This is a genomic window from Lichenicoccus sp., from assembly GCF_965276875.1.
Lineage (GTDB): Bacteria > Pseudomonadota > Alphaproteobacteria > Acetobacterales > Acetobacteraceae > Lichenicoccus.
Map to the genome: position 1 here is coordinate 3,872,798 of NZ_OZ255701.1, position 24,644 is coordinate 3,897,441.

Here is a 24,644-nt window from a genome sequence, read left to right on the forward strand (position 1 = left end):
GTTTTGTTTAGTCCGCCAACGTGAAGTTGATCCGGACGTAGGGTAACCATGATGGCTGCACTTCAGCTTCGAAATCGAATGCCGACAATTGTTTCAGTGTGTCTTCCAGATCCCCAGTGCCGCCGACGATCGCAGGGAACGGTTCGTTTTGCAGGGGAATACCACCGCACCATAGCCCGAAGGCTGGAACCGGCTCATGCATCTCGGCGCCCCATGTATGATCGACGACCCATAGCTCCCAGCCCAGGACCTCCACTTCGTCCTGCTTACAAATGCGCAGGAATGACGCTACGTCGTCTGGAAGCACTCCGAGCTCGCCGTTCAAGGCATGATACGCTCGCGCGCTTAAATCCTCGGGCAATGAAGGAGGAAACATCATGCAGTGAGCATGACTGGTTGCTTGGGACTTCACAAACGCCAAGCCAGCACCGTTAGCTCGCTGTCCGTCAGCACCGCCGTGACGGACTGTGTCCCGATACTATCCCGAGTAACATCTGTGTCGAGCGTGAGCTGAACTGGACTGCCTTCCGCTTCACACGCGGCGTCCTGGCGCCTGGCTTGCCGCACGATGCCTGATCCGGGCGCCGGCGAAACTCCGCCCGTGGCCCGCGACCCTCCGGACAGAGCACCACCTCGCCGTCTGCGGTGAGGCTGCGTGCTCAAGGCTTGATCGACGCCGCCAGCACTCGCTCGCCTCCCGCGAGCGCTATCTTCGGCAAGCCGGCGTTGCGCTCGGCGCCAACGGGGCGCTTGCATGAGATGCCAGTCCGAAGGGCTTGGGGACAGCGGGTAGGATGTCATGCTATACCATCTTACCAGGAGGATTTCATGAACGCCGAAAAGCTAAGTATTACTCTACCTGCGGACATGGCCCAGATGATCCGCCGGCAGGTGGACAGCGGGAGCTACTCGTCGAACAGCGAGGTCATCCGCGATGCTATGCGGCTCTGGCAGGACAGGCGCGCCGAACGCGAACAACGGCTGGATACGGTCCGTGCCAAGCTCAACGAGGCCGGTGACGATCCTCGCCGCATCGCGGACGAGGAGCTGGGCCGCCACTTTGATGAGCGGCTGGCGGAGGCCGAGAAGTACCGAAAGCCGTGACGCGGGCGCTGACCTACAGCGGATCAGCCGAGGCTGACCTCGACGACATCTTCGACTTTATCGCCGCCGACAATCCGCGCCGCGCACGGACCTACATAGAGGAAATTCGGCAAGCCTGCCGCCATCTCTGCCACACCCCGCTGATCGGCACCGAGCGGGCGGACCTTCGTCCCGGCCTCTTGATCCGACCCCTCTCGCGGCGCGTCATCGTGGCCTACGAACTGCCTCCCGACGAATTGCTTGTGCTGCGCGCTTTTACGGCTGGCCGCGACTATGAAGCCATTATGGGGGGTGGCTAGTGCAGCAATTCCTGAGAGCCGCCAAGGGATATGGTGGCATTGCGCCACTTGGCTGTATCAACCGTGAAAAGAGTAATCGTTGAAAGACGATGTGCCCGCATCGGCTCACGGACGACGGCCGGCAAGTCGACACCGCCTAGGGGTGCGAACCTGGCGCGGATCGAGGCGGTGCGGTTGCCCTTGCGTGTTGGCTCGCGGCTGAGTGCCGAACGGAGGATGTCGCGGGCCTCGTCCTCCATTGAGTGGCCATAATCGGCGGCCTGTATGCGAAGGCGGGATTTCAGTGTGTCATCGGGCTCGCCTGTCTGCAGAAAGGTTTCTCACGTGCAATCCGCACCTGGGCGCGTCGGCGTTGACGACTCTCTCGACCGCACGCAAACTTCAAAATCATGCGGGTTTCTGCCTCCATGGCTATCGCCACAATCCTTGCCTTGGCGGGCTGCACCGGTACGCCGAGTGCCGAGCAGCGGGCGGCCGCGCATAACGACCTCAGCCCTTCTGGCCGACCCTATACCGGGCCGCCCGGGGTGCTGTCTTCGACGCCGCCGGCGGACAACAACCTGCATCGGCTGTATTGTCACCCCGAAGGACCCGGCACGACCTGCGCGCGCAACGGCAGCAATTAGGAGCGTTCCCATGGCAGCAGCGCCGGGGTCGTCCATTCCTCCCGAACAGACCAGTGCCACGCCGTACCTGACCGTGCCGAATGCCGACCAGGCGCTGGACTTCTATGCGCGCGCCTTTGGCGGCATCGAGGCCTACCGGCTTACCGGCCCGGATGGCGCGGTGGTGCATGCCGAGATGCGCATCGGCGACGCGACCTTCATGCTCGGCCCGGAGATGCCGACGATGGGCGTGCATGGGGCTGGGCATTTCGGCGGCTCGCCGGTGCGGGTGGCGATCTATGTCGAGGATGTCGATGCGTTCGTAGGCCGGGCGAAGCAGGCGGGGGCGACGGTGCAGCGGCCGACGGAGGACCAGTTCTATGGCGACCGCTCAGCAACCCTGGTCGATCCGTTCGGCCTCATCTGGCTGTTCATGACCCGCATCGAGACGGTCAGCGTCGAGGAGATGCAGGCCCGTCTGGACCGGATGTTCGCCGGGTAATCTACAGGCGCGGGGCGGTGGCGATCAGGGCGGCGCTGTAGGCATCCGCGGGGGCTGCGATCAAATGCGCGGTGGGCGCGGTCTCGACGATGCGGCCGTCGCGCAGCACCGCGATGCGGTCGGCGAGCCAGGAGACCGCGGCGATATCGTGGCTGATCATCACATAGGCGAGCCGCTCGTTGCGGCTGAGGTCGCGCAGCAGGTTGAGCAGCATCGCCTGGGTGGAGACGTCCAGCGCCGAGGTCGGCTCGTCCAGCACGATGATGTCCGGCTCGGCGGCGAGTGCGCGGGCGACGGCGATGCGCTGCGCCTGGCCGCCGGAGACGGTGTTCGGCAGCCGGTCGGCCAGCGCCGGGCTGAGGCCGACGCGCTCCAGCAGGGACGCGGTGCGCGTGCGCTGCTGAGCGCGGTCCTGCATGCCGCCCAGGCTCAGCGCCTCGGCGATGATCGCGCCGATGCGCATGCGCGGGTTGAGCGATTCGCGCGGGTCCTGGAACACGACCTGCACGCGGCGCCGCTCGCGCCGGCTCTCATTGCCGGAGAGGCTGGCGAGCGGCCTGCCGTCGAGCAGGATGCTGCCCTCGTAGCGCAACATATGCAGGATCGCCCGGCCCAGGGTGGATTTGCCGGAGCCGCTCTCGCCGACGATGCCCAGGCACTCGCCGCGCCCGAGCTGCAGGCTGACCGAGTCCAAGGCGGGCTTGCTGGTGGTGGTGGCGGCGGCGACGCCGAGCAGGCTCGCACGCTTGCCGTAGCGGATGGTGACGCGGTCGAGGCGCAGCAAGGCGTTGGCCGGATCGGCGCCGATTTGTGCGTCGGTGTCGGCGGCGCGATGTTTCAGGCGGGGGGCGGGCTCGGGATACAGGCAGGCTGCCGCCTCGTCGGACTCGCCGATCGGCGGTGGGTAGGCGCGGCTGCAGTCAGGTCGGCTTTGCGGGCAGCGCGGCTCGAAACGGCAGCCCATGGCGCGGTTCCCCGGTTCGGGCAGGGTGCCGGCGATGCCGTGCAGTTCGGCCTGGCCCAGGCGGGGGACGGCGCCGAGCAGGGCCTGGCTGTAGGGATGACGGGGGGCGGCGAAAAAGCGGGTCGCGTTGCCCCATTCGACGCTGCGGCCGGCGTAAAGGACGGTCAGCGATTGCGCGTATTCCTCGACGATCGACAGATCGTGGGTGATGAACAGCAGGCCCATGCGGTGCTCGCGCTGCAATCGCGCGAGCAGTTGCAGGATCTGGCGGGCGACGATCGGATCCAGCCCCGTGGTCGGCTCGTCGGCGATCAGCAGCTTCGGCGCGCAGGCGAGGGCGGCGGCGATCATCACCCGCTGGCGCTGGCCGCCGGAGAACTGGTGCGGGAATTCGTCGACGCGATTTGCGGGATCGGGGATGCCGACCTCGCCGAGCAGCGCGATCGCGTGGGCCCGGGCGGCTGCGGCGCTGACCTTGCCGCCATGCAGGATGTGGCCCTCGGCGACCTGGCGGCCGATGGTCATCGAGGGGTTCAGCGCCGACAGCGGGTTCTGGAAGATCATGCCGATGCTGCCGCGTCGCGCGCGCATGCGGCGTTCGTCCAACGTGAGCAGGTCCTCGCCGTCGAAGCGGACCTCGCCGGTGACCTTGGCCACGGTGGGCAGCAGGCGCATCGCGGCGAGGGCGGCGACGGTTTTGCCGGATCCGGACTCGCCGACCAGGGCGGTCATCTCGCCGGGGGCGACCTGCAAATCGAGGTCTTCCAGCACCGGCATCATGGCGCCGCCGCGGCGCGCCGGCAGGCTGACACTGAGTTGGCGCATGTCGAGCACGGGTGTGGTCATCGCAAGGCCAGTCCGCTGCGGGCCAGCAGGCCCTGGCCGATGAGCGAGGTGGCCAGCATGGCGGCGAAGATCATCAAACCGGGTGGGGCGATCAGCCACCAGGCGTTCAGCGCCACCAGTTCGAGGCCCTGCTGCAGCAGCCCGCCCCAACTGGTATGCGGCGGCTGCACGCCCAGTCCGAGAAACGATAACGCCGAGAGCGCGAAGATCATGTCGCCGATCAGGAAGGTGAAGTTGACCACCAGGATCGGCGCCATCACCCGCAGCAGATGGGTGGTGGCGATATGGATGAAGCCCGCGCCGAGCTGCCGGGCGGCGAGGACGAAGTCGCGCTCGCGCTGCGCCAGTGTTTCGTTGCGCACCAGTCGCGCCAGCGGCGGCCAGGAGATCAGCCCGAGGAGCGCGATCAGGCTGGTGTTGTTGAGCGGCACGATGGCGCCGAAGAAGATCAGCACCACCAGCCCGGGCAAGGCGAGCACCGCATCGAGCAGGCGCATCATGGCCTGGTCGAGCAGGCGCGGGCCGAGGCCGGAGACCAGGCCGTAGAAGGTACCGACGACGAAGGCGACGCAGGCGGCGGGGATGGCGACGTAGAGCGTCGAGCGGCCGGCGACCATCAGCCGGGCAAAGGCGTTGCGGCCGAGATCGTCGGTGCCGAATGGGAACTGCCAACTCGGGCCGGCCAGCACGTGCGCGGTGTGCAGGGCGAAGGGGTCGCGGCCGTAGAGCACCGGGCCAAGGCCGGAGAGCAGCAGGATCGCGGCGGCGAGCAGCAGTCCCGTGGTGAGCGTGCCGTGGGCGCGTGGCAGGCGCAGCAGACGCGCGAGATAGGCGGTCGGGCTGCGACGCGTGAGGGCGGGAGTGACCGTGCCATCAAGCATAGCCGGTCCTCGGGTCGAGCAGGGTGTTGGCGATGTCGGCCAGCAGGTTGCCGAGCACGGTGAGGATGCCGATCACCAGCACGATGCCGATCAGCACCGGATAATCCTGCGACAGCGCCGAGCGCCAGAGCAGCCAGCCGAGGCCGGGATAGGAATACACCGTCTCTACCACCACGCCGCCGGCGAACAGCGATGGCAGCGACAGGCCCAGCACGGTGACCAGCGGGCGCAGCGCATTGCGCACGACGTGGCGGAGCAGGATACGCGGCCGCGAGGCGCCGCGCGCCGCCGCCGAGCGCACATAGTCGCGGCCGAGTTCCTCATGCACGGACTGCGCGAAATAGCGCGACAGCACCGGCACCGTGAACAGCGTGATGGTGACGGCGGGCAGAAACAGGTGGCTCGCGGTGGAGCCGATGGTCTGGTGCGCGAGCCGCAGGTTCTCGACGCCGCCGGCCGGAAACCAGCCGAGATCCATCGAGAACCACAGGATCAGCAGCGCCCCGGTGAAGAACGAGGGCAGCGCATAGAAGGCGAGCTCGAAGCCGCCGATGGCGCGGCCTGCGGTGCGCTCGTAATAGACGCCGTGTGCAAGGCCGAGGGCGAACGCGATCAGCAGGCTGGCGGTGAGCGACACGGCTTGTAGGGCGAGGGTGTTGAGTTCGTAGCTGGCGATCAGGTGCGTCACCGGCTGCTCCACCAGATAGGAGTAGCCAAGCCGGCCCTGCGCCAGCTGTCCCCACCAGTGGAAATATCGCCACCAGAATGGCCGGTCGAGGCCAAGGCTGTGGGTCAGCGCGATGATCGCGGCATGCGGCGCCTTCGGGCCAAGGATGCCGTAGACCGGGCTGCCCGGTGCGACATTGACCAGGATGAAGGTCAGCGTGACCAGGATCAGCAGCGACAGCGCCGCACTGCCGATCCTGCGGCTAATTCCTGAGAGTATACGCATGCCCGGCCTCCTCCGCCGTCTGTTGCGGGGATGGGGCGCAGGCGAGCGCGCCGCCGAGGCTGAGAAATTCCGGCGCCCAGTTGCCGGTCGGGCTGACCATGGCGCCAATGCCGTGCAGGCCGTTGCGGGTCAGGGTCGAAGCGCGGCCGTTTGGCAGGAAGATGAAGGGCTGCTGTTCGGCGACATAGTCCTCGGCGGCGAACAGCGCTTGCCGGTCGGGCGCTATGCTGACCGCCGCCTGCAACGCGTCCATGCGCGCGTTATGATAATGCCCGTAATTGGCGTCGCCATGGGTGGAGAAGAACCGCGCGCTGTCCGGGAAGCTCTGTACCGTCCAGGCGATTACGATGCTGTCCCAATCCTGGCCGTTGCCGTCCAGGGTCGCCAATAGCTGGTTGAACTCAACGGTGTGCAGCGACAGCGCGATACCCACCGCGTGGAGGTTGCGCTGGATGATCTGCAGCATGAGCAACGCGTCGCCGGCTGCCGGCACCTCGACGTCGAGGGCGAGACGCTGGCCGTTTCTGGCGCGAACACCGTCCGGTCCGGAGGTAAAGCCGGCGGCTTCGAGCAGAGCCCTCGCATGGGCGGGGTTGTAGTCGAGGTCGGCATAGCCGGCGCGGCCTTGCGGCGAGAGGAAACTTGTCATTGCTGGTGGCACCGGGCCGTGCAGCTGCTGGCTTTGGCCGTGAAACACCAGGTCGATGAGCTGCTTCTGGTCGATCGCCGACGCGATCGCCTGACGCACCCGGACATCGCGCAGGAAGGGTGCGTGGCGCGAGCGGAAGTTCAGGATCATCGAGGCGAAGGAGAACGGGCCACCCATCGAGGTGGTTTGAAAGCCGGGCAGGGCACGGGCCAGGTTCCACAACGGGTAGGGCACGTCGGCGGCGTCGGTTTCGCCGGCGCGCAAAGCCTGCAACGCGTTGCTGCCGAGCAGGAAGTCGATCACCAGCCGCTTGATTCGCGGCTTGGTGCCACCGAAGCGTGGGTTTGCGATCAAGGTGATGGAGCGGTCGAGCTGCCAGTGCCTGAGCAGGAACGGACCGTCGGAGACGGCATACAGGCTCGTGTCGGTCTGCCGCGCCCGCAGCGTCAGCAGGTCCAGGCCACGATAGATATGCGCGGGAAGCGGCTTGATCCAGCCCAGGCCGAGACGGAGGAACCAGTCCGGGTTTACCGGCTGGGTCAGCTGGATTTCGACGACGTGCGCGGAGAGGGCGACAACCCGGTCAAGCAGGTTGGGGACACCTCCTTCGCCATAATGGACGTAGTTTGGCCCAAGCTTGCGTACCAGGTCGAAGGTGAAAACCACGTCCTGAGCGGTGAGCGGCACGCCGTCCGACCAGACCCAGGGTTTGATGGTGAGCAGCCAGGTGCGGCCGCCGTCGGGCGTGACGACGCTGCTGGCGAGGCTCATCGCCGGATCGTAGTTCAGGTTGCGGTCGAACCAGACCAGCGGCCGATGGATCTGCTCGATTGCCTCGTTGTTGTACGCAGAGTTCGACAGCAGCCAGCTTAGCGAGGTCACCGCACCTGGCGGTGCCACGCCGACCCCTGCGGGCAGCACGACGGTGCCGCAGGCGGCGGATGCCGGGGCCGCGGCCAGAAGAAGAGCCACGGCCAATAATCTGGACAGCATGGTCACGTCCCGTCCTGTATCCGGCGGTGCGCCGCATGTCGAGAGCGCATGCCAGTCCTGCCATCAGGGCGCGGGAGTGGCCGCGGCGGTTTCGGTGCGGCAAGCCAGCGCGCCGCTCAGGCTGAGCAGTTCCGGCGCCCAGGTGCCATTGGGGCTGGCCATCGCGCCGATGCCGTGCAGGCCGTCACGCACCAGTCCGGATTGTTGCCCGTCCGGCAGAAAGATGAAGGGCTGCTGTTCGGCGGCGTAGTCCTGCGCCGCATAGAGTGCGGCGTTTCCCGGCTGGGTGATTACCGCGTCGGTGAGCTTGTCCATGCGGGCATCATGGTAATGGCCGTAATTTTCGGCGCCGTCGGTGGCGAAATATTGCTGGACGTCCGGATAGTTCACGACGGTCCAGCTGATGACGATGCCGTCCCAGTCGTGGCCGTTCCCCTCCAGGGTGGCGAGGAGCTGGTTAAACTCAATGCCACGCAGCGACATCGCGATGCCGACGGCGCGCAGGTTGCGTTGCACGATCTGCAGCTCGATCAGTCGTGTGCCGCCTCCCGAGGAGACCGCGACGTCAAAGGCGAGGAGACCGCCGTTCTTGGTGCGGATGCCGTCGGGTCCGAGCTTCCAGCCCGCCGCGTCGAGCAGGGCGCCGGCGCGCCTTGGATCGTATGCGAGGTTTTTGTAGCCGGCGCGGGCTGCTGGCGACAGGAAGCCGGTCAGAGCCTTCGGCACCGGGCTATGGATCTCCTGTGCCTGGCCATGGAACGCCAGACGGATGATTTCCTTCTGATCGATGGCGACTGCGATTGCTTGGCGCACTCGCACATCCGTCAGGAACGGCGCGTGGTGCGAGCGGAAGTTCAGGATGATTGACATGAAGCCGAGCGGGCCGCCGAACGGCACGGTGCGAAAGCCCGGCAGGCTGCGGGCGAGGTTCCAGAGCTGGAACGGCACGTTGGCGGCGTCGGTCTCGCCGGCACGCAGCGCCTGCAGGGCATTGCCGCCCTGAAGGAAGTCGAACACCAGCCGCTTGATGGCGGGATGCTGGCCGCCGAAGCGCGGGTTTGGCACCAGCACCAGGTGCCGGGCCACGTCCCAATCCTTGACCAGGAACGGCCCGTCGGAGACCGCATACAGGCTGGGGTCGGTCTGCCGCGCGCGCAATGCGACCAGGCTGAGGCCGTGATAGACATGTTCGGGCAGCGGCAGGATGGTGTTGCCGAGCCCCAGCCGCAGGAACCAGTCCGGATTGACCCGCTTGGTCAACTGGATCTCGACCAAGTGCGGCGACAGCGCCACCACCTTGTCCAGCAGGTTCGGGATGCCGCCGATGTCGTATTGGACGTAGCCGGGACCGATCCTGCGGATCAGGTCGAAGGTGAACACCACGTCACGGGCAGTCAGCGGCACGCCGTCCGACCAGACCCAGGGCTTTAGCGTGAGCAGCCACGTGCGGCCGCCATCGGTGGTGCGCACCGCGCTCGCCACACTCAGTGACGGGTCGTAGTTGAGGTTGCGATCGAGCCAGACCAGCGGCCGGTAGATCTGTTGATACGCCTCAGTGTTGTAGATGGAGCCCGAAAGCAGCCAATCGAGCGAGGTGACGGCGGACGGGCTGTCCTGGCCGATCCCCGGCGGCAGCACGACGGTGCCGCAGGCGCTTGCGCGCGCGGCGCACGGTACGAATAGGATGAGTGCCAGCAGCAGCCAGCGGGATTTCACCGGCTGTTCGTCGCCTGCGCGGTTTCGGTGCGGCAATCCAGGCTGAGCAGTTCCGGCGCCCAGGTGCCGTTCGGGCTCGACATCGCGGCCACCCCGTGCAGCCCGTCGCGGGTGAGGGCAGAGTAGCGTCCGTCCGGCAGAAAGATGAAGGGCTGCTGTTCGGCGGCGTAGTCCTGGGCCGCGTCGAGCGCCGCGTGGCCGCTGCCGGTTTCGACAGCGGCGGTCAGCGCGTCCATGCGCGCGTCGTGGTAATGGCCGTAATTGGCGGAGCCGTTGGTGGCGAAGAACTCCTCGATGTCGGGGTAGTTCTCGACTGTCCAGCCGATCACGATGCCCTGCCAACCCTGGCCGTTGCCGTTCAAGGTCGCGAGCAACTGGTTGAACTCGATGCCGCGGATATGCATCGCGATGCCGACCGCCTGCAGATTGCGCTGTGCGACCTGCAATTCGATCATCCTGACCGGTATGCCGGCCGAGACCGCGACATCGAAGGCGAGGCGCCGGCCGTCCTTGATGCGGATGCCGTCGGGGCCGGGCTTCCAGCCGGCGGCATCGAGCAGGGCGCGGGCGCGGTTGGGGCTGTATTCGAGGTTCGTATAGCCGGCGCGGGCCTGCGGCGACAGGAAGGCGGTCATCGCCACCGGCACCGGGCCGTGGATCTCCTTTGATTGGCCATGCCAGGCGAGCCGGTCGATCTCGCCCTGGTCGATGGCCGAGGCCATCGCCTGGCGCACCCGCACGTCGCGTAGGAAGGGTGCGTCCGGCGCACGGAAGTTCAGAATGATCGACATGAAGCCGAACGGGCCGCCGAGCTGTGTCGTGTGAAAGCCGGGCAGGCCGCGGGCGAGGTTCCAGAGCTGGAACGGCACGTTCGCCGCGTCGATCTCGTTGGCGCGCAGCGATTGCAGCGCGTTGCCGCCTTGCAGGAAGTCCAGCACCAGGCGCTTGATCGCGGGCCGCTGACCGCCGAAACGGGGGTTAGGCACCAGTACCAGATGCCGGGCGACATCCCAGTCGGCCGCCAGGAACGGCCCATCCGAGACCTTGAACAGGCTGAGGTCGGTTTGGCGGGCGCGCAGTTCGGTGGCGCTCAGGCCGCGATAGACATGGGCAGGCAGCGGCTTGATGAGGTTGCCAAGACCCAGCCGCAGGAACCAGTCCGGGTTGACCCGTTTGGTGAGCTGGATTTCGACCAGGTGCGGCGAGAGTGCCACGACCTTTTGGACCAAGTTGGGAATGCCGCCGATATCATACCAGGAATAGCTCGGTCCGAGCTTGCGGATCAGGTCGAAGGTGAACACCACGTCGCCCGCGGTGAGCGGCACGCCGTCCGACCAGACCCAGGGCTTGAGGGTGAGCAGCCAGGTGCGGCCTTGATCGGGCGTGGTGACCGCGCTCGCGACACTCATCGCCGGGTCGTAGTTCTGGTTGCGGTCGAGCCAGACCAGCGGCCGGTAGATCTGGTAGATCGCCTCGGTGTCGTAGATCGATCGCGACAGCATCCAGTTCAGCGAGGTGACCGCGGACGGGTCGCTCTGGCCGATGCCGGGCGGCAGCACCACGGTGCCGCAGGCGGCGTGCGCCATGACTGGGGCAGCGACCACCAGGGCGGACAGAAATCTGGACAAAGCGCGCATGTCGTTGCGTTTAGGGGCGGTCGCCTTGCATGTCCATGGGCATGTCCAGGGCGCATGCCACCTCTGCCTTCAAGGCGGGCAGGACCTCGGATTGGAACCATGGGTTGCGTTGCTCCCAGACGCCGGTGCGCCACGAGGGGTGCGGCAGCGGGAAGAGGCTCGGCAGGGTGGCGCGGAAATCGCGCACCCGCTCGGTCATGGCACCCGGGCCGAGCACATGCGCCTGGGCGTAGCCGCCGATCAGCAGGGTCAGGCGGATGGCGGGCATCAGGGCCAGCAGGCGCGCGCGCCACAAGGGCGCGCATTCCGGACGCGGCGGTCTGTCGCCGCCGGCGGGAAGGCGGCCGGGATAGCACAAGCCCATCGGCAGGATGGCGACCCGCGCGGTGTCGTAGAACACGCTCTCGTCGATGCCGAGCCAGTCACGCAGCCGCGTGCCCGACGCGTCCCAGAACGACAGGCCCTTGGCGTGCACCTTGGTGCCCGGCGCCTGGCTGGCGATCAGCAGCCGCGCGGTGGACGAGACATGCAGGATCGGCCGCGGCCCAAGCGGCAGGTCGGCGGCGCAGACGGTGCAGGCGCGGACCTGGGCGACCAGCGCCTCGAGGTCGCTCAAGGCTCGTTTGTAGCCTGCTCGTGCGCGCCCAGGGTGAACACGACGATCCGCTGTCCGGCATGCTCGAAATACAGCGAGCACGGCACCAGCGCCCCGTCCGCCACCGGCTCCGTGGCCTGAGTCAGGCCGATCTGCACGGCGACGGGATTGGCGCGGCCATCGACCGAGCCTGGAATGTCGAGCCCGTTGCGTTCGACGTTGCCGACCGGTTGGACGTGACCGTTGAGCAGGTGCGCAGTCCCGGCGCTGGGGCAGACGACGTTGACCAGACGATCGGGAACCTGGCCCTGATTGGCGACCATCGTGGTCAGGGTGGCGCTATGGTTCTGCGGATTGCCGTCGCCGCGCGAGGGGCCGATCATCACCGGACCGGAGACCTGGGTGAGCGCGTAGGCACCCGCGGGCACGGCCAGCAGCAGGCCCGCGAGTGCGGCTTTAGACCAGATCATAGTCGACCTCCGCGGTGTAGACCGGCTGCTCCTTGCCGAGCAGCGACGAGAACAGGGTGAAGTGGGTTTTAGGAACGCTTTCGGAGCGAAGCAGGTTGTGCGCCTGCAGCCAACCCGCAAGCGCGGCCTCGGCGATGCCGTCGACCCGGGCGAGGCTGACATGGGCAATGAAGCGCTTGCGGTCCGCCGGCAGGCCGATCCGTTGCAGCGCGGTCTCGATCTTTGTGTGCAGCCGTTCGAGTGGTTCGCGTGGCTCGGCCCCGGCCCAGAGCGAGGCGGGCGTGCCGGCGCGATGGAAGATGCCGACACCGCACAGCGCCAGCTCGAAGGGCCTGGCGCGGATCGCCGCCAGCGCATGGTCGATCTCCTCGGCGTCATGCGCCTGCACCTCGCCGACGAAGCGCAAAGTGAGGTGATAGTTCAGCGGCGGCACCCAGCGCGCGCCAGGCAGGCTGCCGGCCAGGGCCGCGAGGCGGCGGCGCAGCGGATCGGGCAGATCGAGACCCGCGAACAGCCTCATGCGGGCGGCATCTTGCGACGCGCGCGCGCGATCAGCCGGCGCACCTCAGGCATCAGCCGGGCGACGATGATTTTCACGCCGGCGGCGTTCGGATGGATATGGTCGGCCTGTTCGAGGGTCTCGTGCGGGGCCACGCCTTGCAGGAAGAACGGGTCGGTGATCAGTCCCGGGCGCGCCAGCAGCCGCGTAAAGACGGCGTGGAACGCGGCGGAATAGGCGGGTCCCATGTTCGGGGGGGCCACCATGCCGCTCAGCAGCACCGGAATGTGCCGCGCCTTGAGGGTATCGAGGATGGCGGCGATGTTACGCTCCATCTCCGCCGGCGGCAGGCCGCGCAGCCCGTCATTGCCGCCAAGCTCGATGATCGCCGCGTTCGGATCATCGCCGAGCGCCCAGTCCAGCCGGGCCAGCGCGTCGGCGGAGGTGTCGCCGGAGACGCCGTCATCGAGCACCGTGGCGTTGAGCTTTTCGGCATCGATGGCGTTTTGCAGCTGCACGACGAAGCCCTGGTCGTGCGGCAACCCATATCCGGCGGTGAGGCTGTCGCCGAGTGCCATGATCTTCACCGGTGCGGCGGCGCACAAAACCAGGCAAAGCAGGAGCAGCGTTGCTGGCCTGCCTGGCAGCCGCCTGAAAGGAATAGCGTGCACGGACCCGCCTTGGCTTCTGCGCCGCCGCCGTTGCTGGCAGCGCGCGATCTATGGTTGACGGTGCCCGCGCGCGCGGTCAACTCGCAGCGGGTGCTGCATATCGTGCGTGGCGCCAGCCTCGATCTGCAGGCTGGCGAGTCGGTCGGCATCGTCGGCCCGTCCGGCTCCGGCAAGACCAGCCTGCTGATGCTGCTGGCCGGGCTGGAGCGACCGACGCGCGGCAGTGTGCGCATCGACGACACCGACTTCGCCGCCTTGTCGGAAGACGCGCGCGCGCGCTTTCGCGGCCGCCATGTCGGCATCGTGTTCCAGTCCTTCCATTTGATCCCGACGATGACGGCGCTGGAGAATGTCGCCATTCCGCTGGAGCTGGCCGGACGGCGCGACGCGCAGGCCCGCGCCCGCGCCGCCCTCGATCAGGTCGGGCTGGGGCCGCGCATGACGCACCGGCCGGGCCAGCTCTCCGGCGGCGAGCAGCAGCGCGTCGCCCTGGCCCGCGCCTTCGCGCCGGGCCCGCGCCTGCTGCTGGCGGACGAGCCGACCGGCAACCTCGATGCCCGCACCGGAGCAAAGGTCATCGACTTGATGTTCGCCCTGCAACGCGACCTCGGCACGACGCTGCTGCTGATCACGCACGATGCGCCGCTCGCCGCCCGTTGCGACCGTCGCTTCGCGGTCGCCGACGGCGAACTCGCCGAGCTTGCGGCTTGAGCTGGCTGCGGATCGCGCTGCGCGACATGCGCGGCAGCCTGGCCGGCATGCGCATCGTGCTGCTGTGCCTCGCTTTGGGGGTGGCGGCGATCGGCACCGTCGGCGACCTGCGTGCGGCGATCGAGGGCGGGGTCGCCGCACAGCGCCGTGCCCTGCTCGGCGGCGACCTCAGCATCGAGAGCCCCGATCCGTGGCCGGCCGGGATGGTGGCCTATCTGCGTGGCCGCGAGGTGCGGCTTTCGCGCGTCGTGTCGCTGCGCACCATGCTGTACGCGCCGGGCGGCAAGCGCATGCTGGTCGAGGCGCGCGGGGTCGATGCGTCCTATCCGCTGGTGGGCCAAATGCAGCTTGCGCCGGCGCAGCCATTGGCCCGGGCGCTGGCGACGGGGCTGCTGGTCGAGCCGCTGGTCGCGGATCGGCTGGCGGTGCAACCGGGGGCGATGCTGCGGCTCGGCGTCCACGACGTCCCGCTCGCGGCGCGGCTCGCCTTCGCACCCGACAGCGCCGGCAGCTCCGCGTTCGCGCCGACGGTGATGCTGTCACGGCGGGCGCTGCTTGTGTCCGGGCTGATCACGCCGGGCGCGCTGGTCGACTACCGGCTACGGATCGCGATGCCCGGCGCCAGGGCGGGGCGGCAGGCGCGGGCGGCGGCGCTCGCGCGCGACCTGGTGGCGCGATTCCCCGGCCAGCCGCTGCGCATCCACGACGTCACCGATGCCGCCCCGGCGCTGACCAGGGTGGTGGCGCAGGTCTCCGAGTTCATGACGCTGATCGGGCTCGCTTCACTGTTGTTGGGCGGCCTTGGGGTCGGCTCCGGGGTTGCCGCCTGGTTGGAGGGCCGGCGCGAGACGCTCGCCGTGCTGCGCTGCCTCGGCGCCTCGACGCGCGCCATCGCCGCGATCGTGGCCCTGCAACTTGGGCTGCTCTGCGGCGCCGGGATCCTGGCCGGCTGCGTCGCCGGGCTGCTGGTTCCGGTGCTCGCAATCCGCGCGCTGGCCGGGCTGCTGCCGGTAGCACCCGACCAGTCCCTGCACGTGGCGCCGCTGCTGCTGGCGTCCGGCTTCGGCGCGCTGGTGGCGGTGCTGTTCGCCCTGCCGCCGCTGCTGCGCGCCGTGCGCACCCCGCCGGTGGTGCTGTTCCGCGAGGTCGGCGGCGAGACCAGCCCCGTCGGCTGGCGGCTGCGTCTGGTGCTGCTCGCACTGGTGGCGGCCCTGGTGGCGCTCGCGGCCCTGAGCGCGCCCACGCCCAGGATCGCGCTCGGCTTCTGCCTGGTCGCGGCGGTCGTGCTCGGGCTGTTCCGGCTGGCGGCGTTCGCTTTGCGGCGGATCGTTCGTCGGTTTGCACGCGGCCGGCAGTCGGTGTGGCTGCAGCTTGGCTTGCGCGCGCTGCACCGGCCCGGCGCCCCGGCGGCCGCCCTGCTGCTGGCGCTTGGCGCGGGGCTCACGACCCTCGCCTCGATTGCGCTGATCGAGGGCAACATCCGCAACAGCGTGCTCGGCCAACTGCCGGCGCACGCGCCCTCGTTCTACTTCATCGACATCGAGCCGAACCAGGCCGCACGCTTCGACGCAGTGCTGAAGGCGCTGCCGGCGGCGGGCGCGGTCGATCAGTTGCCGACGATGCGGGCGCGGGTGGTTTCGGTCGACGGCGTGCCGGCGGGAAAGGTCAAGGCAACGCCGCAATCGCGTTGGATGCTGCGCGGCGACCACGGCCTGACCCTGTCGGCGACGCCGCCGGCGGGTAGCCATCTCGCGCACGGTGCCTGGTGGAAGGCGGATTATCGCGGGCCGCCGCTGCTCTCGTTCGATGCGGCGATCGCGCGCGGCTGGGGCGTGCATCTCGGCTCGACGATCACCCTGAATGTCCAGGGCCGCGACATCGCGCTGACGGTGGCGAGCCTGCGCGACATCGACTGGCGCTCGCTGCAGCTCAACTTCGCCTTCATCGCCTCGCCGGGTCTGCTGTCGCACGCACCGCACACCCTGGTGGCGACCGTCGACTCGGCCGGCAGTGCCGCGGGCGACGCCGCAATCCTGCAGGCGGTGACCGATGCGCTGCCCAACGTCACCGGCATTCGTGTTGCCGACGTGCTTGGCGTGATTTCGGGTCTGGTGCACCGGCTGGCGCTGGCGTTGCAGGTGATGGGGGCGGTGGCGCTGCTCGCGGGCGCGTTGGTGCTGGCGGCGACGCTCGCCTCCGGCCAGCGGCAGCGCCGGCGTGAGGCCGCGATCCTGCGCTGCCTTGGGGCCACCGGCGGCCAGCTCCGCGCCGCCTGGCTGGTCGAGTTCGCAATACTCGGTGCTGTCGCCGGCCTGGTCTCGGCGGCGACGGGGATGCTGTTGAGCTGGCTGGTGCTGCACTATGTACTGCGCGCACCGTGGCTCCTGCTCGGCGGCACCTTGGCCCTCACCTTGTGCGGCGCGGTGGCGGCGATGCTGCTCGCGGGGCTGGCCGCGACCCGTCAGGCGCTCCGAGAGAGCCCGGCGGCATTGCTGCGGAGCCAATAAGCGCCATCTTTCGGCGACTTAATCGGCACGCGGTCCGGTTCCGCTTGACCTGGTCCGCCGCTTGCCCAAATGATTGTTGTTGTCCGGATGTTCCGGATCAGGGGATCTTCACACATGGCTTTCAGTCCCGATTTCCGAAGCACCTCCCGCGTTGCGGGTGCCCAGGCCGGGGTCATCGATGCCGGTCTGCGCGCCTATATGCTGCGGGTCTATAACTGGATGACCTCCGGCCTCGTGCTGACCGGGATCGTCGCCTTCGCCGTCGCGCACACCTCGGCGCGCGACCTGTTCTACCATTATGTCCAGACCGGCGCGGGCCTGGCGATGCGCCCGACCGGTCTCGGGTACCTCTCGATCTTCGCGCCGCTGGCCTTCGTCATGGTGATGAGTTTCGGCGTCAACCGATTGTCGCGACAGGCTGTGCAGGGGCTGTTCTGGGCCTTCTGCGCGCTGATGGGCGTCAGCTTGACCAACATCTTCTTCATCTACACCGACACGTCGGTGGTCAGGGTGTTCTTCATCACGTCGGCGATGTTCGCCGGCACCAGCCTGATCGGCTACACGACGAAGACGGACCTGACGAAGTTCGGATCGTTCCTGATCATGGGCGTAATCGGCCTGCTGATCGCGATGGTGGTCAACATCTTCCTGCACAGCTCCGGCCTGCAGCTTATGGTGAGCTTCCTGGGCGTCCTGATCTTCACCGGTTTGACAGCCTATGACACCCAGCGGATCAAGTTCAGCTACGCTCAGTTCGCCGCCTATGAGGGCGTCGATGGGGCGTCCAAGCGCAGCGTCTATGACGCGCTGTCGCTCTACTTGAACTTCATCAACATGTTCCAGTTCCTGCTGCAACTGACCGGGACGCGCAGCAACGGCAACTGAAATCGCTTTGTAGTCCAGTGTGTGGCGGCCTCCCGCGGGAGGCCGCTTTTTTTTGCGTATCAGCTCGGATCGAACATCAGCAGCTTGAGACTGCCAGGGACGAAGTGCATGCGCGCATGGCCGCCGCGAATGGGCGGCGGCGTGGTGCCATCGGCGGTCGCCGAGGCCAGGAAAATCCGCCCCGTCGCCGGGTCGACCGCCATCGTGCGGGCACCCTTCGGCGTCTGTAGAGGTGTCTCGGCAGTAAAATGATCGGCGTCGTGGATGGCGATGATCGAGAGGGTTCCCGTGCCATTGGCGCTGAATACCAGCCGGCGCTTGGGATCGACCGCAACCGAGTCGCTGCCCTTGCCGATCGGCAGGCTGGCGACGACATGGCCGTCCTCGGCATTGATCACCTTGAGTGCGCCGTTCTCGCAACTTGTGAAGAGGCGCCGGGTCAAGTCGTCATAGGCTAGGCCGTGCGGCGAGACGCAGCCGGCGAGCTTCCAGCGGGCAGTCACCGTGTTGGTGGCGATGTCGATGCGGGCAATGCCGCCGGCCTCGGCGAGGTTGACGAACAGGCTGCCGTGACCATCGCTCGCGGCGAACTCGAGTCCCCCAGCGCCGAGATCGATGGTGGCCAGCGGCTTGAGCGTCGCGGCGTCGATCACGCTGATCGTGCCGCTGTCACCATTGATGACAAAGACATGCCGGCTGCCCGGATCATAGGCAACGGCGTCGGCATCCTCGCCGGCCTGCGCTTGGCCGATCGGCTTGAGGGTGGTGAGCGAGAAGCCGGTGAGCGAGCGGGATTTGCCGCCATCTGCAAAGCCGCGCCCGAGCACTGGGGCGACCACCGTGCCGTGCGCGCCGTCGAGCGGTCCGACATGGCCCTCTACCCGTCCGGTGTGTCCATCGACCACGTCGGTATGATTGCCGTGCGCCACGAACACCCGGTCGCTCGAAGGATCGAACAGCACGTAGTCCCAGCGATCGGGCGCGCCAAGGCGGGTTGCGTGCACCTCGGTATAGGCCGGGGCGGCCGCGGCACTCCCCGCAAAGAGGGCAAGCAGACACGTGGAGGCAAGCAGGGGGGCTAGTCGCAAGGCGGAGGGCTCCTCTCAGAAGCTGGCGCGGATGCCGGCAAGGTATGTCGCGTCGTAGTACTCGCGCTGGATCGGGCGGGAGTTGGTCGGGCCTTCGGTGAATTGCAGCGGCGTGTTGGTCAGGTTCTTCGCATCGAAATACAGCGTCGCATAGCGGTTCAGTGCGTAGCTTGTGCCCATATCTATGCGGAAGCGCGGCGCGGCGAACAGGTCGGTCGCCCGCGAACTGCTGATGGCATACAGGTTGTGGCCGACATAGGCGGTGCCAAAGCGGAACTGCACCGGCCCCTTCTCGTAGGTGAGTGCCACATTGAAGGTATTATTCGACGTGGAGGGCAGCGAGCCGGTTTCCCCCGGCCGAATTTGCGTCTCCGAAGAGACATAGGTGTAGTTGCTGTCCACGCCGAGCCCGTCGAGGGGCGAGGGCAGGAAGGCGAAGCGCTGGATGTATTGCAGCTCGGCGCCAGTCGCGCGTGAAGATGGGCTGCTGGTGAAGGTCTGGATCGCGGCGATGCCGGGAATGCCAGGGAACGTGCCCTGGACCTGGTTCGGCAGGATGTAGTTGTGGAACTCCTTGTCGAAGGCGCCGATGGAGATAACGCCAGCATGGGGCAAATATTGCGCCAGGGTGAAGTCGAAATCGTCTGCCGTGGTCGGTGCGAGACCGGGATTGCCCCTCGTTACGACGCCGTTGCCGAAGTCGATCTGCTGTGCCGAGGTGATCTGGTTGAAGCCTGGCCGGCCGATGGCGGTGGAATAAGCGAGACGTGCGATCAGGTTGCGGGTCAACGCATAGCGTGCCTGCACCGTCGGGAAATAATCCACATAGTTGCGCGGCGCGACGATGGGCGTGATCGTGGTGTTGCGGGCGGCGTCGGTGGCGCTGCTGTTGGCGCCGTAGCGGGCGTCGGTCGCCTCCAGCCGGATGCCGGCGAGCAGGCTGAGCTTGCCGAGGGTCCAGTCATATTGCCCATAGCCGGCATAGACGTTCTCGGTGTCCGCCTGGAACGCCTGCTGGCCAAGGATCGAATCGGCGGCGACGTCCTCGGTGAGGAAGGGCGTGCCGATCAGCGAGCGGATGCCGCCATTGATCATCGGGCCGACATTGAGGCGTCCGTTGTAGAAGATTTGCGGTCTGCCGTAGGTGTAGTTGGCGAGCGAGAACACCGGCGCGCCGGCGGCGAGGCTGTAGTTCTGGAAACTGCGGGTGACGGTTTTGTCGCGCAACCGGGCGCTGCCGCCGAAGCGGATCGTGCCGGGGTCGCCGAGCAGTGGCGCCGGGATGCTTATATTGGCCTCGCCGGCCCACTCGCGATCGATGTCGTGCTCGCTGCTGTTGTTGATGTTGAAGAAGTTGTAGTTCGCGGGGTCGGCGAGATTGGTGCCGTCCAGGGTGTGGTAGGTCGGCTGGAACGGGGTGGAGACGTTGTCGTAGGCGAGCGCGATCGCCTGGGGATCCTGGAAGTCGCTGTTGTAGTCGTAGGGCTTATAATAGCTGCCTTCCGACCAGCTGCCGCGGTAGTCGATTTCAATGCCGTCCGCCAGCTTGTTGCGGCCGCCCCATTCGATGACGTTGTTCTGGATGGCCTCGGTCTCGTCGCGCAAATCCTGGTCGGCGGTGACACCGGTGGCGATGAAGCCCGGCCCGTCCGGGTTGGAGAAGCCGTCGCCGCCCAGCCCCGAGCCGCTATCGAGCCCGTTCAGCACCAGCATGTGCCGTGAAATTCGCTCGTTGTAGCCGGCCTCGGCCAGCCGGAAATAGAAGTGGTTGTCCGGGTTCGGGTCGAACTGGAACGAGCCGCCATGGCTGAAGCGCCGCCGCCAATATTGGTAGTAGCGCGGGTTGAGCTGGCTGAGCACCTTGTCCGGGGTGCCGCCTGACTGGTTGTCCGCGTAGGCCTCCTCGGCGTCGTTGACGCCGCGCTGGTCGTTGTAGAAGGTTGCGGTGCCGACGATGCCGAACGGTTTGTCGTTGGAGATGAAGCCCGCCTGCGGGTCGGTGGTCTGCGCCGCCAGAGGGCTGCCGTTCGCCCCCAGGCCGAAGCTGCCGCTGAAGGTAATGCCGCCCTGGATCACGGCGGTCTGGCGCAGCGGTTCGTAGCCGCTGCCGGCGTTGAGGTCGAGCGTGGGCAGGCCGTCGGTGCGGGGCTCGCGCGGGATGATGTTGACGGCGCCGCCGAGTGCCTCGGCGTCCTGGTCGGGCTCGAGCGACTTGATGACTTCCAGACCGCCGACGAAGCCGGCCGGGATCGCGTCCAGCGCAATCGCCCGGCCGCCGCCGAACGGCGAGGCGACATTGGACGGCATCAGCCGGACGCCGTCGAAGGAGACGCCATTGAGATCGGCGTCGAGGCCGCGGATGTTGATGAAGCGGCCCTCGCCGGTGTCGGTCTCCAGCGAGACGCCGGAGACGCGTTGCAGCGCCTCGGCCACGTTGGTGTCGGGCAGCTTGCGTATCTCGGACTGCGGCTGCACCTCGATCAGGTTGGGTGCGTCGCGCTTGAGTTGCAGCGCCTGGCCGAGGCTGCCGGTGGCGATCGCCTTTTCGCCACGCACGGTGACGTATTGCGTGCCGGTGCCGGTGCCGTTCGACGGGCCAGCCTGTGCCAAGGCGACACCACCCAAAGCCGGCAGTAGCAGCAGGGCGCCACCCAGGCGCGTAGAAGCTGTGTCCATCTCATCCCCTCGGGGACCGGCAGCGTGCGCGATCCACGAGGGGGCATTAGCAACGACAAGAAACCGAAGCGACCCGCTAAGGTGCCGGTCTCAGTCTTATCACAAACCCGCAATAAAACTGAAATAACCGGTGTTCACCCGGGCTCGGGCGAGAACAGCTTGAGCTTGTCGGGTTTGTCCTTCCATTCGTCGGCATCCGCCGGCGGCTCGCCTTTGCGGGTGATGTTCGGCCAGGTTTTGGAGTAGGTGGTGTTCAGCTCGGCAAAGGCGGCGGCGCGGTCGTCGCTGTCGGGCAGGATGGCCTCCACTGGGCATTCCGGTTCACAGACGCCGCAATCTATGCATTCGTCCGGGTTGATCACGAGCATGTTCTCGCCGACATAAAAGCAGTCCACCGGACAGACTTCGACGCAATCCATGTATTTGCAGCGTATGCAGTTTTCGTTGACCACGTAGGTCATCGGCGTCTCCAGGACCAGGTCAGCACGGGCCGGACATATGCGGATGTTCGTGCGCGGGCGCAAGCCGAGGTCGCGCAAGCCGGGCTCTACTCCGTGATCTCCTCATAGAGCAGGCGTGCCTGCGTCGCCGGGCCGCGCCGCGGCGCCAGTGCCAGGATACGCACGACCTTGACGTGACCGCGCAGCGGCAGGGTCAGCACGTCGCCCGGGCGCAGGCGGGCGTGCGGCTTGTCGGTGGCTTGCCGGTTCAGCCGCACCAGGCCGCCGCGCACCAGGCTGGCGCAGTCCGCACGTTGGCGCAGGAAGCGGGCGTGCCACAGCCAGACATCGAGCCGTTGCCAAGCCGGCAGGTCGTCATCGCCCGGCACGGAGTGCTGCCAACGCCGCGAACGGCCCCAGGGCGCGCGCCGATTGCGGTTTCTGGGCTGCCGGCAAAGGTTGCGGCCGAGTCATGCTCATCATCGCCGGCGCCGGGGGGCCGAATTGGCCTTCGGCAAGTGGCGCCGGCGGCCGCAGCCGGACATCGAGGCCACGCAGCACGGCCGGCAGCAGTTCGGCGCGCACCGACAGCCGCGAGGCGAGGTCGGAGGGCAAGGCCGAGTCGCGGCGCCGCGTCCGATGCGCAATATCGGCGCTGATCTTCTCGGCAATATCCAGGCGCAGCCAGACCGGACCCGCCGCCACCCAGCCGAGCTGCGCCAGACCCTGGCCGCCCTCGGCATCGCGCGGCAGGCTGACCGCCCCCGGGTGCGGCAACGGCGGCACCGCGCCGCCGTCGCGCAGTGCCAGCAGGAGTGCGCGCAGGGCCGCCGGGCCTGGCCGCAGCAGGGCCGGCATGAACAGCGCGTGCCGTCCGGCCTTCACGCCGATCGCCTTGAGCGCCGCACGCGACATCGGTGGCAGCCACGCCGACGGACCCGGGACCAGGCCGCCGGCTTCGGTGAGACGATGCAGCAACCCACGCAGCCCGGGATCGGACTGCGCCCCGGCGTTCGCGGCGAATAGCGGCGCCAGCGTCGCTGCCACGTGCCCGTCGAGCCACGCCTGCAGCCTGGCGCGCACCCGCTCGCGCGCGGCACCGTCGAGGAACTCGCTGTCGAGCACGTCGACCATCGGCCGCAGCACGCTGGGACCCGGGCGCAGGCGCGCGGCCGGGGCGCCGTTCCAGCACAGCAGACGGCCATCGCCGGCGAGCGCGAAGCTCCCATCGGGCGCGCCGCACAGCGCCTGCACCCGGCGCGGCATTTCCTCGCGCAGGGCGCGGCGTGCGGCGCGCAGCACCAGCCGCTTCTCGACGCCGACGGCAAGCGGGTCGGGCTGGAACAGGAAGCCCGCGACGTGGCCCACGGAATGGCCTTCGACGACCACCTCGCCGCGGCCGGTGACAGCGGAGAGCATCTCGCGGCCTTCGGCGTCATCGAGCCGGCGGATCAGCATGGCGGCGCGGCGGTCAACGAACCGCGCCGTCAGCCGCTCGTGCAGGGCATCCGAGAGCAGGTCCTCGACCGCCCGCGCGCGGTCCTGCCAGGCGCTCGCATCCTCCAGCCAGTCGCCGCGCGCGGCGATGTAGGAGCAGACCCGCACACCCGAGAGCCGCTGCATCAGGGTGTCGATGTCGCCGTCGGCGCGGTCCAGGGCGTTGATCTGGGTTTCGATCCAGGCCGGCGGCAGCCTGCCGTCGCGCACCACATGGCCGAACACGCGCGCACACAGGCGGGTGTGGCTGTCGTCGCCGAGCTTGCGGAAGTCCGGGATCTGGCAGGCCTCCCAGAGCAGCCGGGTGGCACGGCGGCCGCGCGCGAGATCGCGGATTTCGGCCTCGCGCGAGAGCGAATCGAGGGTTTGCAGGTCGGATGCCTCGCGGCCGGTGGTCAAACCCGGGTGTTTGGGGGTGGCCAGCAGGCTGGCGAGCAGCGCGTCGGGGCCGGAGAGGTCGAGGTCGCTGTTGCGCCAGAAGATCTGTTCGATCGGGTCGAAGCGGTGTGCCTGCACGGCCTCGGCGATCTCGTCGGGGAGCTCGGGGCAGGCGGCGGTGGTGCCGAAGCTGCCGTCGCGCATGCCGCGTCCGGCGCGTCCGGCGATCTGGGCGACCTCGGCGGCACTCAGCCGGCGCGGCCGCGCACCGTCGAACTTGCCAAGGCCGGCGAAGCCGACATGGTCGACATCCATGTTCAAGCCCATGCCGATCGCATCTGTGGCGACCAGGTAGTCGACCTCCTTGTCCTGGTAGAGGGCGACCTGGGCGTTGCGGGTGCGCGGCGAGAGGCGTCCCATCACCACGGCACAGCCGCCGCGGCGACGGCGGATCAGCTCGGCGATGGCGTAGACCTCGGCGGCCGAGAACGCGACGACCGCCGAGCGCGGCGGCAGCTTGGTCAGCTTCGCCGCACCGGCATAGACGAGCTGCGACAGGCGTGGGCGGGTCTCGATCTGCGCCCCGGGGATGAGGCGCGCCAGCAGCGGGCGGATCGTCTCGGCGCCGAGGAACATGGTCTCCACCAGGCCGCGGGCGTGCAGCAATCGCTCGGTGAAGAAATGGCCGCGGTCGGGGTCGGCGCAGAGCTGGATTTCATCGACGGCGACGAACTCGCAGGCGCGGTCCAGCGGCATCGCCTCGACGGTGCAGGAGAAATAGCGCGCGCCGTCAGGGACGATCTTTTCCTCGCCGGTGATCAGCGCCACCTGGCGCACGCCCTTGGCCGCGACCATGCGGTCATAGTTCTCGCGGGCCAGCAGGCGCAGCGGAAAGCCGATGATGCCGGAGCTGTGCGCCAGCAGCCGTTCGATGGCGAGATGGGTCTTGCCGGTGTTGGTGGGTCCGAGCACCGCCTTGACGCGATGATTGTCGGCAATGTGGCGATGATCGCGCGAACGGGTATCAAGGCCCGGCATGAAGCCTATCGTCGGGTGTGGCGCCGTTGATTGCAAGGGCG

Annotated in this window: 24 protein-coding genes; 7 read left to right on the top strand and 17 right to left on the bottom strand. The window is 67.9% G+C overall.

Annotation, left to right across the window (positions count from 1 at the left end):
* Positions 1 to 7: 7 nt before the first annotated feature.
* Complete coding sequence (locus tag ACQY4K_RS18750; protein WP_428391710.1) at positions 8 to 325, bottom strand: hypothetical protein; 318 nt, start codon at positions 323 to 325, stop codon at positions 8 to 10.
* 503 nt (positions 326 to 828) lie between these two features.
* Between ACQY4K_RS18750 and ACQY4K_RS18755 the strand changes: the two genes are divergently transcribed.
* Entirely contained in the window at positions 829 to 1,104 is a 276-nt protein-coding gene (locus tag ACQY4K_RS18755) for a type II toxin-antitoxin system ParD family antitoxin (RefSeq protein WP_428391711.1), read from the top strand.
* Positions 1,101 to 1,403 carry a type II toxin-antitoxin system RelE/ParE family toxin gene (locus ACQY4K_RS18760; protein WP_428391712.1) on the top strand — a complete coding sequence of 101 codons (303 nt, stop codon included), beginning with the start codon at positions 1,101 to 1,103 and terminating at the stop codon, positions 1,401 to 1,403. Before ACQY4K_RS18755 ends, ACQY4K_RS18760 begins: the two co-directional genes overlap by 4 nt.
* Here the strand turns inward: ACQY4K_RS18760 and ACQY4K_RS18765 are convergent.
* On the bottom strand, positions 1,400 to 1,714 hold the full coding sequence (locus ACQY4K_RS18765) for a FitA-like ribbon-helix-helix domain-containing protein (protein WP_428396217.1): 315 nt from the start codon (positions 1,712 to 1,714) through the stop codon (positions 1,400 to 1,402). The genes ACQY4K_RS18760 and ACQY4K_RS18765 overlap by 4 nt on opposite strands.
* Positions 1,715 to 1,810: 96 nt before the next feature.
* Here ACQY4K_RS18765 and ACQY4K_RS18770 point away from each other — a divergent pair, with 96 nt between their 5' ends.
* Complete coding sequence (locus tag ACQY4K_RS18770) at positions 1,811 to 2,029, top strand: hypothetical protein (protein ID WP_428391713.1); 219 nt, start codon at positions 1,811 to 1,813, stop codon at positions 2,027 to 2,029.
* Positions 2,030 to 2,039: 10 nt separating this feature from the next.
* Positions 2,040 to 2,510: a VOC family protein gene (locus ACQY4K_RS18775; RefSeq protein WP_428391714.1), complete on the top strand. Its 471-nt coding sequence runs from the start codon at positions 2,040 to 2,042 to the stop codon at positions 2,508 to 2,510.
* 1 nt (position 2,511) lies between these two features.
* Here the strand turns inward: ACQY4K_RS18775 and ACQY4K_RS18780 are convergent, their stop codons facing one another.
* The 10 genes from ACQY4K_RS18780 to ACQY4K_RS18825 all read right to left on the bottom strand — a co-directional run bounded on the left by ACQY4K_RS18780 (position 2,512) and on the right by ACQY4K_RS18825 (position 13,383).
* Positions 2,512 to 4,320: a dipeptide ABC transporter ATP-binding protein gene (locus ACQY4K_RS18780; protein ID WP_428391715.1), complete on the bottom strand. Its 1,809-nt coding sequence runs from the start codon at positions 4,318 to 4,320 to the stop codon at positions 2,512 to 2,514.
* Positions 4,317 to 5,201 (bottom strand): ABC transporter permease, encoded by an 885-nt coding sequence (locus tag ACQY4K_RS18785; RefSeq protein WP_428391716.1) that lies wholly within the window; start codon positions 5,199 to 5,201, stop codon positions 4,317 to 4,319. Before ACQY4K_RS18785 ends, ACQY4K_RS18780 begins: the two co-directional genes overlap by 4 nt.
* On the bottom strand, positions 5,194 to 6,153 hold the full coding sequence (locus ACQY4K_RS18790; protein ID WP_428391717.1) for an ABC transporter permease: 960 nt from the start codon (positions 6,151 to 6,153) through the stop codon (positions 5,194 to 5,196). Before ACQY4K_RS18790 ends, ACQY4K_RS18785 begins: the two co-directional genes overlap by 8 nt.
* The gene (locus ACQY4K_RS18795; RefSeq protein WP_428391718.1) at positions 6,131 to 7,774 is read right to left on the bottom strand and encodes a peptide ABC transporter substrate-binding protein; all 1,644 of its coding nucleotides are present in this window, start codon (positions 7,772 to 7,774) and stop codon (positions 6,131 to 6,133) included. The genes ACQY4K_RS18790 and ACQY4K_RS18795 overlap by 23 nt, the downstream gene beginning before the upstream one ends.
* Positions 7,775 to 7,858: 84 nt before the next feature.
* Entirely contained in the window at positions 7,859 to 9,511 is a 1,653-nt protein-coding gene (locus tag ACQY4K_RS18800; protein WP_428391719.1) for a peptide ABC transporter substrate-binding protein, read from the bottom strand.
* Positions 9,508 to 11,139, bottom strand: coding sequence for a peptide ABC transporter substrate-binding protein (locus ACQY4K_RS18805; protein ID WP_428391720.1), 1,632 nt, complete (start codon positions 11,137 to 11,139; stop codon positions 9,508 to 9,510). The genes ACQY4K_RS18800 and ACQY4K_RS18805 overlap by 4 nt, the downstream gene beginning before the upstream one ends.
* A gap of 19 nt (positions 11,140 to 11,158) precedes the next feature.
* Positions 11,159 to 11,764 (bottom strand): uracil-DNA glycosylase family protein, encoded by a 606-nt coding sequence (locus ACQY4K_RS18810; protein WP_428391721.1) that lies wholly within the window; start codon positions 11,762 to 11,764, stop codon positions 11,159 to 11,161.
* Positions 11,761 to 12,213, bottom strand: a complete 453-nt coding sequence (locus ACQY4K_RS18815) for a hypothetical protein (protein ID WP_428391722.1) — start codon at positions 12,211 to 12,213, stop codon at positions 11,761 to 11,763. Before ACQY4K_RS18815 ends, ACQY4K_RS18810 begins: the two co-directional genes overlap by 4 nt.
* Positions 12,200 to 12,733, bottom strand: coding sequence for an RNA 2',3'-cyclic phosphodiesterase (gene thpR, locus ACQY4K_RS18820; protein WP_428391723.1), 534 nt, complete (start codon positions 12,731 to 12,733; stop codon positions 12,200 to 12,202). The genes ACQY4K_RS18815 and thpR overlap by 14 nt, the downstream gene beginning before the upstream one ends.
* Entirely contained in the window at positions 12,730 to 13,383 is a 654-nt protein-coding gene (locus ACQY4K_RS18825) for an arylesterase (RefSeq protein ID WP_428391724.1), read from the bottom strand. The genes thpR and ACQY4K_RS18825 overlap by 4 nt, the downstream gene beginning before the upstream one ends.
* Before the next feature lie 9 nt (positions 13,384 to 13,392).
* On the opposite strand from ACQY4K_RS18825, the gene ACQY4K_RS18830 reads away from it, so the two are divergent.
* From ACQY4K_RS18830 to ACQY4K_RS18840, 3 genes are all read left to right on the top strand, one after another.
* Positions 13,393 to 14,094: an ABC transporter ATP-binding protein gene (locus ACQY4K_RS18830; RefSeq protein WP_428391725.1), complete on the top strand. Its 702-nt coding sequence runs from the start codon at positions 13,393 to 13,395 to the stop codon at positions 14,092 to 14,094.
* Complete coding sequence (locus tag ACQY4K_RS18835; RefSeq protein WP_428391726.1) at positions 14,091 to 16,601, top strand: ABC transporter permease; 2,511 nt, start codon at positions 14,091 to 14,093, stop codon at positions 16,599 to 16,601. Before ACQY4K_RS18830 ends, ACQY4K_RS18835 begins: the two co-directional genes overlap by 4 nt.
* A 114-nt stretch (positions 16,602 to 16,715) precedes the next feature.
* Complete coding sequence (locus ACQY4K_RS18840) at positions 16,716 to 17,486, top strand: Bax inhibitor-1/YccA family protein (RefSeq protein ID WP_428391727.1); 771 nt, start codon at positions 16,716 to 16,718, stop codon at positions 17,484 to 17,486.
* A gap of 59 nt (positions 17,487 to 17,545) precedes the next feature.
* Here the strand turns inward: ACQY4K_RS18840 and ACQY4K_RS18845 are convergent, their stop codons facing one another.
* The 5 genes from ACQY4K_RS18845 to ACQY4K_RS18865 all read right to left on the bottom strand — a co-directional run bounded on the left by ACQY4K_RS18845 (position 17,546) and on the right by ACQY4K_RS18865 (position 24,603).
* Complete coding sequence (locus ACQY4K_RS18845; protein WP_428391728.1) at positions 17,546 to 18,574, bottom strand: YncE family protein; 1,029 nt, start codon at positions 18,572 to 18,574, stop codon at positions 17,546 to 17,548.
* Positions 18,575 to 18,589: 15 nt separating this feature from the next.
* A complete protein-coding gene (locus ACQY4K_RS18850) occupies positions 18,590 to 21,250 on the bottom strand; it encodes a TonB-dependent receptor (RefSeq protein ID WP_428391729.1) in 2,661 nt (886 codons plus the stop codon).
* Between the two features lie 134 nt (positions 21,251 to 21,384).
* Positions 21,385 to 21,711: a ferredoxin FdxA gene (gene fdxA, locus ACQY4K_RS18855; protein ID WP_428396218.1), complete on the bottom strand. Its 327-nt coding sequence runs from the start codon at positions 21,709 to 21,711 to the stop codon at positions 21,385 to 21,387.
* Positions 21,712 to 21,797: 86 nt separating this feature from the next.
* Positions 21,798 to 22,079: an RNA-binding S4 domain-containing protein gene (locus ACQY4K_RS18860; RefSeq protein ID WP_428391730.1), complete on the bottom strand. Its 282-nt coding sequence runs from the start codon at positions 22,077 to 22,079 to the stop codon at positions 21,798 to 21,800.
* Positions 22,066 to 24,603 (bottom strand): helicase-related protein, encoded by a 2,538-nt coding sequence (locus tag ACQY4K_RS18865; protein ID WP_428391731.1) that lies wholly within the window; start codon positions 24,601 to 24,603, stop codon positions 22,066 to 22,068. The genes ACQY4K_RS18860 and ACQY4K_RS18865 overlap by 14 nt, the downstream gene beginning before the upstream one ends.
* Positions 24,604 to 24,644 lie beyond the last annotated feature (41 nt).

Bases quoted from the DNA above. Each gene is read 5' to 3' on its own strand.
- ACQY4K_RS18850 (WP_428391729.1), bottom strand. From the start codon at position 21,250: ATGGACACAGCTTCTACGCGCCTGGGTGGCGCCCTGCTGCTACTGCCG.
- ACQY4K_RS18785 (WP_428391716.1), bottom strand. From the start codon at position 5,201: ATGCTTGATGGCACGGTCACTCCCGCCCTCACGCGTCGCAGCCCGACC.
- ACQY4K_RS18780 (WP_428391715.1), bottom strand. From the start codon at position 4,320: ATGACCACACCCGTGCTCGACATGCGCCAACTCAGTGTCAGCCTGCCG.
- ACQY4K_RS18770 (WP_428391713.1), top strand. From the start codon at position 1,811: ATGGCTATCGCCACAATCCTTGCCTTGGCGGGCTGCACCGGTACGCCG.
- ACQY4K_RS18790 (WP_428391717.1), bottom strand. From the start codon at position 6,153: ATGCGTATACTCTCAGGAATTAGCCGCAGGATCGGCAGTGCGGCGCTG.
- ACQY4K_RS18775 (WP_428391714.1), top strand. From the start codon at position 2,040: ATGGCAGCAGCGCCGGGGTCGTCCATTCCTCCCGAACAGACCAGTGCC.
- thpR (WP_428391723.1), bottom strand. From the start codon at position 12,733: ATGAGGCTGTTCGCGGGTCTCGATCTGCCCGATCCGCTGCGCCGCCGC.
- ACQY4K_RS18815 (WP_428391722.1), bottom strand. From the start codon at position 12,213: ATGATCTGGTCTAAAGCCGCACTCGCGGGCCTGCTGCTGGCCGTGCCC.
- fdxA (WP_428396218.1), bottom strand. From the start codon at position 21,711: ATGACCTACGTGGTCAACGAAAACTGCATACGCTGCAAATACATGGAT.
- ACQY4K_RS18755 (WP_428391711.1), top strand. From the start codon at position 829: ATGAACGCCGAAAAGCTAAGTATTACTCTACCTGCGGACATGGCCCAG.
- ACQY4K_RS18865 (WP_428391731.1), bottom strand. From the start codon at position 24,603: ATGCCGGGCCTTGATACCCGTTCGCGCGATCATCGCCACATTGCCGAC.
- ACQY4K_RS18840 (WP_428391727.1), top strand. From the start codon at position 16,716: ATGGCTTTCAGTCCCGATTTCCGAAGCACCTCCCGCGTTGCGGGTGCC.